The following is a 10141-nucleotide window of genomic DNA, read 5'->3' as shown; positions in this document are numbered from 1 at the left end:
GTCATTGAAGTGAATCTGGAACCCACGCCGATTACTCAAGCAGCGGACGTTTCCTTATTCGGGAAGTCAGGCGACATCCTGCCGGCGATCGTAGAAGGGTTACAGACAGCATAAGCCTCCTCATAAACAAACAATAATTCCCGCTGAGCGGTACCGGTAAGCCTTTTCATTCGCTCCCTACGGTGCTGTCTTAATTAACATGAGACCCTGACCAATCGCGGCTTGACCACGGCTACTAATCAATGCGGCAAGTACTACAGCTTTTTGGATGCAGAATCCTTCTTTTTTTTGCCAGCGTCACACTTGCACGAAAATGATTCGCACAGAACGAGGAGTGTAAGGGTTATGTTTTATATTGTCACGAACAAATATGAAGAGTTTTTTTGTTTTTTCGATATCTTCAGATAGACCTTTAATCAATTCATCGGCCTTTTCCGTTACCTCGGGATGACCGCAATCAATAAATGGTGTTGGCAACAGATAAGAGTCCATGAAATCCTTCCTCCGCCTCAAGGTATCATGAAGATTTGTTTATGTAAATCTGGGCATGCGTGGCCCTTACTCAATCCCATACATATAAAAGTCTTCATAAAAAGCCAACTCCTGCCGGGCAACGCTCTTGATTACCAATGTAAAAGAATGGGATCCATTTCATTTTGCCTCAGAAAATGACTTCCCCGAAAATTTTGGGGGTCACATTCACAGCGCTTTTTTCTGATGCATCTTGTACCGATACAGCGCTCCGATAAATTTATCAAGGCGCTCATTGCCTATCCAGCACCTCGTGGATCTTCTGTGTTCCGTCCTTGCACGTAACGGTAAAAACCCTCAGTTTCCGTTTCCCGGCCATGGCCATGATTGAAAAAGGAGAGATCAAAATTTGCTACTTTTCCATATATTTATTGTAAGTAAATTAATTTCTTGACAATAAATATGCTTGATGGTAAATAAATTTATCATTAAGCAATTTTAGGAGAACCTTCTGTTATGGTGATTAAACCCTCAAAAAGCGCCGCGGAAAATAAGGACGATCTGGCCAGGAGAATTGGGCTCAAACTGAAAGAGCTTCGAAAATCGATGGGTATGACGATGAAACGATTAGTAGAGGAGACGGGGCTTTCAGCCCCCCCCTCATCTCCGGGGCAGATCAGTCCGGAGAGACTCACTAAAAGATATTCCCGAGATGAGAGACGTAGGAATAGCGACGAAGGATGGGAAAAGATATGAGATGATCTCCCTTGAGTAGGTGGGAGAAATATTGGTTAGCGGGAGGAAAAGAAAAGAGATGAAAGGAGCAGAAAAGATCGTCCAGGTGATTCTTGATGCAGAAATCGATCATGTCTTCGGACTGCCCGGAGGTGGTTCTTATCATCTCTATAATGCCCTGTATGACTATCGGGATCGGATACGGGTTATTTTGACTCGAGATGAGCAGATGGCATCGGTGATGGCAGATATGTATGGCCGCTTGACCGGAAAACCCGGTGTCGTCATTGCCCAGGGGATTTACGCGGGGTCCCTGGGCCTCTTTGGAATCATGGGGGGATTTTTTGCGTCGAGCCCGATGGTTGTGCTCACGGACTTCAGCGAGAGAGGTTTTTTCACGCAAATGGGGCCAGCTCAGGGAGGAAGTGGAGACTACGGTTCAGTTAATCTATTCAATATTCTGGGTGCTGCGACGAAATATGTCACGGCGGCTGTAACACCCAATGAAGGAGTAATTGGTGTCCAGCAGGCTATCAAGCATGCCTCAGCAGGACGACCTGGGCCTGCAGCGGTTATTTTTCGGCAATCCGCATTGATCAATGAGGTCGATGAGAAAGGAGTTCCTCCCCTTCACGCTACCAGACGATTGTTGGGCCTTTCCCGGGTACATGCAGACCCAACCTCAATAGAAGAGGCCTGCCGCATGCTGCGCAGGGCGAAGAGACCACTCATCATTGCAGGGAACGGGGTTCACGTTTCAAGGGCTTATGATGAGTTGCTGAAGGTGGCAGAAGCGCTCAATGCTCCCGTGGCAACCACTTCTCTCGGAAAGAGTACCATTCCGGAGACGCACCGCCTGAGTCTGGGGATGATGGGTACATATGGTAAAGATCAAGCGAATGAGGCAATCTCCAAGGCAGATATGATCCTTGTAGCTGCCTCTCGCCTTTCCCCAACCAATACCTGCTACATGAGTTCCCGTTTGATCCAACCGGAGAAGCAGACGATCATCCACCTTGACATCGATCCCCGAAACATGGGTTGGAATTATCCTGTGGATCTGCGTCTGGTGGGAGATGCCAAAGTTGTCTTAGGACAGTTGCTCTCTGTCCTTTCCCGGATACCGGCAGAGGGGAGATCAGAGGATTGGCCGCCAGCAGGGAGTTGGCCGGACCTCCCCATGGAGGCTGCTCAGGGATGGGACAATGAACCCATCCATCCTCGGCGACTCGTCTTCGAAATTGGTCAAGCCCTTCCTCCTGAAGCATTGGTCACTGTCGATGCTGGGAATAACCGTCTGTGGATGTGTCATGATTTTCGGACACGAACGCCTCAAAGCTTTTATAGCCCTGGCGGGTTGGCAGGCATGGGATGGTCTCTTCCTGCTGCCGTTGCGTCAAAGATGCTTTTGCCGGAGCGACCGGTTGTGGCAATATCCGGTGACGGTGGAATGGCGATTAGCATGAATACCCTGCTCACGGCAAATCAATATCACGTGCCGGTGGTCATTGTGGTTTTTAACGATTCGGCCTTGGGCATGGTTCATGATGCTCAGGAGGATCATCCTTTTGCGACCGAATTCTCAGCTACGGACTTCGCGGCCATTGCGAAAGCCACGGGCGCCTGGAGCCGGCGCGTGACTAAACCTGGCGAGGTAGGGCCAGCCCTCCGAGAGGCGTTGGCATCGAAGAGACCGGCACTTCTCGATGTGGTGATCGACAGGAAAGTGAATAATTCTTTGATTGTGTCTTCATTTAATGTGAGGACGGCGGCCGTATGAGAAGCAACACCGATTTCGGCGAAAGGAGAGATCAAAATTTGCTACTTTTCCATATATTTATTGTAAGTAAATTAATTTCTTGACAATAAATATGCTTGATGGTAAATAAATTTATCATTAAGCAATTTTAGGAGAACCTTCTGTTATGGTGATTAAACCCTCAAAAAGCGCCGCGGAAAATAAGGACGATCTGGCCAAGAGAATTGGGCTCAAACTGAAAGAGCTTCGAAAATCGATGGGTATGACGATGAAACGATTAGTAGAGGAGACGGGGCTTTCAGCCCCCCTCATTTCCAGGATAGAGAATGGGCTGGTTATGCCTTCAGTTCCTACTTTAGAAATGCTCTCCAATGTCCTTAAAATAGACATCGGATACTTTTTCCAAAAGAACGAAAACCAGGAATATGTTGTCTCGCGCAAAGGGCTCCGGAGTATGAAAGTCTCAAAGAGGGGATATAGAGCCGAACTGCTTGCGGAAGGGATGGAGGAGTGTTTCATGGAACCGGTCATTATGACTTTGAAAGAGAAGGATAAGGAGGAAGAAGTCCCGCTGGCTACCCACGAAGGACAAGAATTTATCTATGTCCTGGAGGGTAAAGTCGAGCTTACCATGGGAATCAAGAAGTACTCCCTGACCGAAGGGGATGCCGCTTATTTGAAAGGAAGCACTCCACACAAAGGAGTCAGTTTAAGTAAGAAGCCGGCAAAAACATTGAATGTCCATCTTATACCCGGAAGACGGACCGAAACATTCCAGACCAAAGATTAAATCAAGGAGTCCAATCATTTAGGGTTAAATAGAGATATTGAGAAAGGTCGATTTGAGAAGGCAAGGAATCAAGGAATATTGATGCCAAGGAGGTACAAAGATGGTTTCAAAGGCAAAGTTTAGTTTTCTCTGGTTAATGGTAGGGATCATGCTTCTATCCGGATATGAAATGGGATTTTCTGCTGAGGGAAGAGTCCTCAAACTTGCTTTTGTGGCTCCCCAGCCGGTTTGGGGGCCGATAGCAGATCATTATTCCCAAGAAGTGGCTAAATTCGTTCCAAAACTCAAAATCAATAATTTCGGCAGCGGTCAATTGGGCAGTTTGGCCAAGAACCTTGCTGAAATAAAAATGGGAAAGATAGATATGATACTTTGCGGCGGCGCCGTGCCCTCCATGGCCAAGGGAGGGGAACATCTGAATGTTTTGTACGCCCCGTATGTCTTTAACTCCGATAGCCACATGCGGAAGTACTTCCAGTCGGAATTGTTTAAGTCAATGATTGCCCCGGTCGAAAGAGAAGGCGGTTTTAAATTTCTGGGTTACGTTGCCGACAGATCTCCTCGACTTGTCAGCACAAGCACCCGTAAGGTAACAAAACCTGAAGATATGAAAGGCCTCAAGCTCAGGGTCCCTGAACTCAAGCCTATCCACATCGTCATAAAGGCCTGGGGGGCCACGCCAATTCCCCTTTCGGCCAGTGAACTTTACATGGCCCTGAAGCAGGGTGTGGTCGATGGGCAGGATAATGGGTTCGATGCCCTTTATATGGCGAAATATTATGAAGTCCAAAAATATGTTACCCCAATTGATTACATCCGCCAGGGCCTTATCATACTTATCTCCAGGGCAACCTGGGATAAATTAAGTCTTGAGGAGCAGAAAGCGCTCCTGGATGCCATAGAGCCTACCTACAAATGGGGTAAGGAAGAGAATGAAAAGATTTTGGAGAAATCGATAAAAGGCGTGCAAGAAAAAGGCATGATCGTTCTAAAACCCGATTTGGAAGCCTTTAAGGCTACTGCTGCCAAAGCCATCAATAATGAACTGGATGGGAAACTCTGGCCAGCAGGTCTTTATAATAAGATCCGGGCCATGGAATAACGAGTAATCAGTGTCCGAACAGGATCATGCGGTCGGGGCCTAACTCAGGACTTTTTATGGAGAAGATATCCTCGATGATTATACGCCTTTTAGAAAGATTGATCGGTCTTCTCTTCATCGCGATAGCCGGAATTACCATGGGTCAGGTCTTCTGCCGTTATGTTTTCCGGTTCTCTTTGACCTGGTCTCATGAATTGGTGGTCCTGCTTTTCATCTGGACGGTCTGGCTATGCATTCCTGTCGGTCTTGATCGCCAGAGTCATTTATGTATGGATTTCGTAAAGAACAGGGTCTCTCCATCGATGCAGCCCTGGTTTACACGGCTTTATTTGACTCTCTCCCTTTTTTTTATGGTTCTTATATTTTTTCTGACTTTTCCGGTATTGAAAGCTTTCGAGGGGATTTTCCTGGCAACCATTTCCCTTCCAGTACAGGTTCATTATTATGCCAACATCGTTGGCAGTGGTCTATCCATCTTCTTGCTCATATCCCGGTTTTTCAGGCCTGTCAAACAAAGGTGAACATGTGGGGCTGCTTCAATTAATCGTTTTAATTGGTGCGTTTCTTTTTTTCGCCGTCCTGGGACTCCCGATTTTTATCAGCATGGGACTGAGTTCAGCGGTCTATTGCACCATATTCTGGAATAGCTCATCGTTTACAACCATTCCCCTGGAGATCATCAACTTCTTGAACAATTTTGCATTTCTAGCAATCCCCTTTTATTTTCTGGCTGGAGACCTGATGAATGCCGGAGGAATCACGCGCCGTCTGGTAGACTTCTCTACAGCTATCATTGGCCACATTCGAGGGGGTCTTAGTCACGTTAATATTATTGCCTCCATGGTGTTTAGCGGTGTATCAGGGTCGGCAGTCGCAGATACCTCTGCCATAGGCAGCGTCCTCATTCCCGCCATGATAAAGGAAGGGTATACAGCCTCCTATGCGGCGGCTGTCACTGCAACGAGTAGTACTATAGGACCTGTGATCCCACCGTCAATCCCTTTGGTTATGTATGCGTTGCTAACCGAGGAATCTGTCGGCAAGCTGTTTCTGGGTGGGGCCATTCCGGGAACATTGATGGGGCTGTATCTACTCGCAACCTCATATTTAATCAGTAAAAGAAGAAATTATCCGTCTCACCCAAGAGTTCCATTAAAACAAATGGCGAAAGCTTTCATTGACGCCGGCCTCGCTTTGATGATGCCCATAATCATTATTGGAGGAATTGTAAGCGGTATGGTAACTCCTACAGAGGCGGGAGCCTTAGCCGTAGCCTATGCCCTGGTCCTGAGCCTATTTTTTTACCGGGAAATAAACATTAAAGATATACCCCGCCTGTTCGCAAAATCGATGTTAAGTTCAGCTAATGTGATGGCTATTATTGCCAGCGCCGGAATCTTCAGTTATCTGGTGGCTGAAATGAGAGCTGGTGAAGTTATCCTCCAGCTGTTTACCTCTTTCAGCCAATCCAGATGGGTCATTTTATGTATTATTAACATCTTTTTCCTTCTCTGGGGGTTTGTGTTAGATCCCATGACGGCCATGGTGGTAATTGTTCCCATGTTGATGCCTCTTATTAGGGCGGTAGGGATTGATCCTGTACATTTCGGGGTTATTGTAACCGTCAACCTGATGATCGCTTTGGTCACCCCTCCGGTCGGTTATTTATTGTATTTGTCCGCAACCATTTCCGGGGCTAGATTTGAGGATGTTGTCAAAGAATCCTATCCATTTCTTATTGCCCTGCTTGTTACGCTGATTTGCGTTACTTTCATTCCGGACCTTACCCTGTGGCTTCCTCAAATATTAATGGGTAAATAGGAGTGAAGAAAGGAGAATATGGAACTCTATAATAAAGTCGCTTTGGTAACGGGTGCCGGGTCGGGAATTGGGCAAACCGTTGCGAAAATTTTGGCCCGCGAAGGTGCCCGAGTAGGATTGGCAGATGTAAACATCAAGGGAATCCGAGAAACGCTGAGTGCAATCGAGGAGGATGGAGGCAAGGTCTTTGAACTTCCGGGCGATGTCTCTATTAAGAGTAATGTGCGTGAGATGGTCCATCGATTGGTTAACCATTTTGGCCCGGTTGATATCCTTGTGAATAATGCCGGGATCGAAGGATCCGCTTCGCTTGTGCATGAGATCGAAGAAGAAATATGGGATCGGGTTATGAGTGTAAACCTGAAAGCCTCCTTTCTGATGTGTCAGGCGGTTATTCCGTTCATGATGGAGCGACGGTATGGGAAGATTGTCAATGTTGCCTCGCTTGCAGCGCGGCGTATCAGTTACCTTGGAGGAGCTGATTACACCGCCTCCAAATACGGACTGTTAGGATTTAGTATGCACCTTGCCTATGAGTTGGCGAGGTATAACATAAACGTCAACGTCCTCTGCCCCGGAGCAACGCTAACCAAGATGACTGAATCTAAACTCACGAAAGAAAAAGAAGAAGAGATTATCCGCCAAATCCCGTTGGGCAGATGGTGCTCCCCCATGGATCAAGCAGAGGCGGTCCTTTTCCTCGTTAGTGAACGCGCGGCCATGATCACAGGGATGGTGATGGATGTAAACGGAGGCAACCTGTTAGGGTTTGGGGACTATCCGGAGAACATGGCCCGACGTGAAGAACGTAGCGCTCGGAAGAGATAGGAAACACAATCCAAGCAGTCAAGATGGGAAAGGTCACAACGGAGACAGAAGATCCACCGATTGACCAAACAATTATCTTGATTAAAGAAAATAGGATACTTAAAACTGATAAGATATTGTTTTCTGACGGTCGGAGCTGAGAGCTTTAAGCCCTTTGTTCCACGCTCTTTGCTCCGTGCTGAATTTTACGGCGGGCATTTTGCGCAGATGGACCTGAACTGCATGGTGCTCAGGTAACGGTCTCCCCTGTCGGGGAGTATGACGACGATCGTCCCGTGATCTATCTTCCGCGCTATCCGTAAAGCCACTGCAACGGCGGCGCCGCTTGATGTTCCGACGAAGATCCCCTCTTTCTGGGCAAGGAACCGGGTTGCCTCAAAGGCCTCACCGTCTTCGACCATCTCTTTCTGATCCAGTATTGCGGGGTTGTATATGTGGGGGACTATCGATTCGGTCATATTTTTTAATCCCTGGATAGTGTGACCCATGACCGGTTCAACACCGACGATCTTCACAGCCGGTTTTTTCTCCTTCAGGTATTTTGCAGTGCCCATAAGCGTTCCCGTTGTACCCATACCGGCAACAAAAAAATCGATGCCCCCGTTGGTCTGGGCATATATCTCTGGTCCCGTTGTTTCGTAGTGGGCAAGGACATTATCTTCGTTATCGTACTGGTTCGGCATGTAATATTTGTTCGGAAACTCTTCCATGAGCTGATGCGCCCTTTTAATGGCGCCGTCGATATTCTCTTTTGCAGGCGTAAGAAAGACGCTTGAGCCGAGTCCTTCAAGGATAAGCCTTCTTTCCGTACTGACGCATTCCGGCATGCAGAGGTCAACGTGATACCCTTTCGCAGCCCCGATCATGGCAATGGCGATCCCGGTATTGCCGGACGTAGGTTCAAGGATGGTCTTGTCTTTTGTAAGCTCTCCCCGCTCTTCCGCCTTTGTGATCATATAGAGGGCGGGACGGTCTTTGATGGAGCCCCCGGGGTTGCACCCTTCAAGCTTGCAGAGGACCTTCACGCCGGGGGGTGTATCGATATTCATTAATTCTACAAGCGGTGTATTGCCGATGGCCGACAGTATGTTCATATATAATCTCTCCTGGTTGCGCGTAATGTTCTTGTTCCTCAAAAAGATTAGCAGAATCCAAGCGCTTTCACAAGAGAAAGACGATAAAGCGACTTGACAAAAGGGTGTTCCGAAACTAAAAAGGTAGAAGGAACCAGGTGAAAGGTGAAAGGTGAGAAACCAAAGAGACAATTCTTTAAGAAGTTTATCTCTATGCTCTCAGCTCTCCGCTCTCTGCTGCCTTTGTCTCACGACGGTTTGCTACGGGATATCCCGATACCATGCTCTACGTGATGTATCCGGGATAAAAGAAAGGAGGTTTGCCATGAAAGACGTGCATGAAGTGTTTACACGATTCAGAGAAGAGTTTCCCCGCATCTATGAAGGTCACGAAGCGCTGGGCAAAGAGATACACGTACAGGGAGGGCCATTGTCCGAGAAGGTTCGCTGGCTGATAAAGATTGCCGTTTCAGGCGCCAGCGGCCACAAAATATCCCTTGAGACTCACATCGCAAGGGGTAAGGAGGCAGGGTTAACGGATGAGGAGATAAAACATGCGCTGCTCCTGCTGCTCCCCACAGTAGGTTTCCCGGCTTTTATGGAGGCCTATTCGGTTTACAACACCATGAAGGCGGGGAAGAAGTAACGGATTTGATGCTCGTTACTCGTTACTTGATACTGACAGTTTTTTAGCTATCAGCTATCAGCGATCAGCTCATGGCAAACTCGATAGTCGATGATCGATAATCGACGTTGACGGCTGTGTGCCTGGATCAGCATAGCGCAAAGCGCATGGCGCATAGCAAACCCTGTGTCATCGCGAGGAGTGAAGCGACGTGGCGATCCTGTTAGTGAGATTGCCGCGCTCCGCTCGCAATGACGCATTTACCTTTCATTGGGTTCATCCAATTACGAATTACGATTCACGAATTACGAGAGCCTTTCACCATTCACTTAGTATTTAAAGACTCCTTTTTCGTATATGATGACCTTCTTGCCTGATGTAAGACAGGCAGTTACCGTCTTATCCTCTGTATTGACGAGATCCCAGTGGAGCGCGGAATCGTTGAACCCGAGTTTCTTCTTTAATGCCCCGGTCATTGCAGCAGGATTGCCACCGTATGTATCGGTGTATGAGGCGCCAAGGGCGATGTGGCAGTTCCCGTATTGTCCGCCGAAGTTCTCATCAAAGAGCGTATCCGCCATGAACCTGTCAATCCGTGAAAAACGCCTGTCCGTAAGGGAAAATTCACCGACCCTGCAGGCCCCTTTATCCATGGAAAGCTGCTTCCGCGCAAAGTCCTCTCCTTTCCCGGCTTCCATTGTGGCGACAGAACCTTTCTGAAAATCAATACGTATCTTTTCAACGTAATTTCCGCTCCGGAAGGACGGGAGGTTCGCATAATAGACGCCTTCGGTGCCGTGCCAGTCAGGCGAGAGAAAGACCTCGAAGCTTGGAATATTGTGGCCTGAGACGCCCTTCCATTGCCTTTTTTCTCCCGGGGTGATCTTTAAATCAACATGCTCCGACTCGATGCGGAAATATTTTACCTTCAGGCTGT

10 protein-coding genes are annotated in these 10141 nt (G+C 47.8%); 7 read left to right on the top strand and 3 right to left on the bottom strand.

Annotated elements, in window-relative coordinates:
- Positions 1-297: 297 nt before the first annotated feature.
- A complete protein-coding gene (locus tag PHU49_10020; protein ID MDD5244342.1) occupies positions 298-492 on the bottom strand; it encodes a hypothetical protein in 195 nt (64 codons plus the stop codon).
- A gap of 495 nt (positions 493-987) precedes the next feature.
- Here PHU49_10020 and PHU49_10015 point away from each other — a divergent pair, with 495 nt between their 5' ends.
- The 6 genes from PHU49_10015 (at position 988) to PHU49_09990 (ending at position 7506) form a co-directional block, all read left to right on the top strand.
- On the top strand, positions 988-1227 hold the full coding sequence (locus PHU49_10015) for a hypothetical protein (GenBank protein MDD5244341.1): 240 nt from the start codon (positions 988-990) through the stop codon (positions 1225-1227).
- Between the two features lie 58 nt (positions 1228-1285).
- Positions 1286-2986 (top strand): thiamine pyrophosphate-binding protein, encoded by a 1701-nt coding sequence (locus PHU49_10010; GenBank protein ID MDD5244340.1) that lies wholly within the window; start codon positions 1286-1288, stop codon positions 2984-2986.
- A 145-nt stretch (positions 2987-3131) separates the two neighbouring features.
- Entirely contained in the window at positions 3132-3755 is a 624-nt protein-coding gene (locus PHU49_10005; GenBank protein ID MDD5244339.1) for an XRE family transcriptional regulator, read from the top strand.
- A gap of 100 nt (positions 3756-3855) precedes the next feature.
- A complete protein-coding gene (locus PHU49_10000; GenBank protein ID MDD5244338.1) occupies positions 3856-4857 on the top strand; it encodes a TRAP transporter substrate-binding protein in 1002 nt (333 codons plus the stop codon).
- A gap of 444 nt (positions 4858-5301) precedes the next feature.
- Positions 5302-6678: a TRAP transporter large permease gene (locus tag PHU49_09995; protein ID MDD5244337.1), complete on the top strand. Its 1377-nt coding sequence runs from the start codon at positions 5302-5304 to the stop codon at positions 6676-6678.
- Between the two features lie 18 nt (positions 6679-6696).
- Entirely contained in the window at positions 6697-7506 is an 810-nt protein-coding gene (locus tag PHU49_09990) for an SDR family NAD(P)-dependent oxidoreductase (GenBank protein MDD5244336.1), read from the top strand.
- Positions 7507-7691: 185 nt separating this feature from the next.
- Here the strand turns inward: PHU49_09990 and PHU49_09985 are convergent, their stop codons facing one another.
- The gene (locus tag PHU49_09985) at positions 7692-8600 is read right to left on the bottom strand and encodes a cysteine synthase family protein (GenBank protein ID MDD5244335.1); all 909 of its coding nucleotides are present in this window, start codon (positions 8598-8600) and stop codon (positions 7692-7694) included.
- Between the two features lie 304 nt (positions 8601-8904).
- Between PHU49_09985 and PHU49_09980 the strand changes: the two genes are divergently transcribed.
- The gene (locus PHU49_09980) at positions 8905-9225 is read left to right on the top strand and encodes a carboxymuconolactone decarboxylase family protein (protein MDD5244334.1); all 321 of its coding nucleotides are present in this window, start codon (positions 8905-8907) and stop codon (positions 9223-9225) included.
- A 308-nt stretch (positions 9226-9533) separates the two neighbouring features.
- Here the strand turns inward: PHU49_09980 and PHU49_09975 are convergent.
- A partial coding sequence (locus PHU49_09975; GenBank protein MDD5244333.1) for an aminopeptidase occupies positions 9534-10141 on the bottom strand: 608 nt, incomplete at its 5' end.

It is taken from the genome of Syntrophorhabdaceae bacterium, assembly GCA_028713955.1.
In the GTDB taxonomy this organism is placed as follows: Bacteria; Desulfobacterota; Syntrophorhabdia; order Syntrophorhabdales; family Syntrophorhabdaceae; genus UBA5609.
The sequence above is the reverse complement of the archived record's forward strand: the minus strand, read 5'-3'. Positions and strand labels throughout refer to the sequence as shown.

Bases quoted from the DNA above. Each gene is read 5' to 3' on its own strand.
- PHU49_10020 (MDD5244342.1), bottom strand. From the start codon at position 492: ATGGACTCTTATCTGTTGCCAACACCATTTATTGATTGCGGTCATCCC.
- PHU49_10015 (MDD5244341.1), top strand. From the start codon at position 988: ATGGTGATTAAACCCTCAAAAAGCGCCGCGGAAAATAAGGACGATCTG.
- PHU49_10010 (MDD5244340.1), top strand. From the start codon at position 1,286: ATGAAAGGAGCAGAAAAGATCGTCCAGGTGATTCTTGATGCAGAAATC.
- PHU49_10005 (MDD5244339.1), top strand. From the start codon at position 3,132: ATGGTGATTAAACCCTCAAAAAGCGCCGCGGAAAATAAGGACGATCTG.
- PHU49_10000 (MDD5244338.1), top strand. From the start codon at position 3,856: ATGGTTTCAAAGGCAAAGTTTAGTTTTCTCTGGTTAATGGTAGGGATC.
- PHU49_09995 (MDD5244337.1), top strand. From the start codon at position 5,302: ATGCCAACATCGTTGGCAGTGGTCTATCCATCTTCTTGCTCATATCCC.
- PHU49_09990 (MDD5244336.1), top strand. From the start codon at position 6,697: ATGGAACTCTATAATAAAGTCGCTTTGGTAACGGGTGCCGGGTCGGGA.
- PHU49_09985 (MDD5244335.1), bottom strand. From the start codon at position 8,600: ATGAACATACTGTCGGCCATCGGCAATACACCGCTTGTAGAATTAATG.
- PHU49_09980 (MDD5244334.1), top strand. From the start codon at position 8,905: ATGAAAGACGTGCATGAAGTGTTTACACGATTCAGAGAAGAGTTTCCC.